Genomic DNA, 608 nt, shown 5'->3' on the forward strand with positions numbered 1-608 from the left:
ATACTACGAATGTTGTGAACGGAAACATTCAACTGTTGGATGGTCATATCAAATTACCTAAGTTGAAAATGGTTAAAATCAAACAACATCGAGAAATCCCATCCGAATACAAAATCAAATCTTGTACACTATCTATGACTTCATCAGGAAAATACTATATTTCTATTCTTACAGAGTATGAAAAGGAGATGGAAACCAAAGAAATAGAAAAAGTGGTTGGCTTAGATTTTGCGATGGATGGGTTGTTTGTCGATAGTGAGGGTGAGAAAGCCAATTACCCTAAGTTTTATCGACAAATGCTTGAGAAATTAGCAAAAGAACAGCGTAAATTGTCTCGTAAGAAGAAAGGTTCTTCCAATTGGCATAAACAACGTATTCGAGTAGCTAAAATTCAAGAGAAAGTCGCCAATCAACGCAAGAATTTCCTTCACCATCAATCAAAAGAATTAGTAACGAATTATGATGCGGTTGTGATGGAAGATTTGGATATGAAAGGCATGTCACAAGCACTTCAATTTGGGAAAAGCGTAGCTGATAATGGTTGGGGAATGTTCACTTCTTTCTTGCAGTACAAACTAAATGAACAAGGGAAACAACTTATCAAAATA

At 35.4% G+C, this 608-nt stretch carries 1 protein-coding gene; it reads left to right on the forward strand.

Annotated elements, in window-relative coordinates; translation table 11 throughout:
• On the forward strand, positions 1 to 608 hold a 608-nt coding region (locus GH715_RS21310), incomplete at both ends, for an RNA-guided endonuclease InsQ/TnpB family protein (RefSeq protein ID WP_163578841.1).

Origin of the sequence: Gracilibacillus thailandensis (genome assembly GCF_010994055.1) — a bacterium.
Taxonomy (GTDB): Bacteria; Bacillota; Bacilli; order Bacillales; family Amphibacillaceae; genus Gracilibacillus; species Gracilibacillus lacisalsi.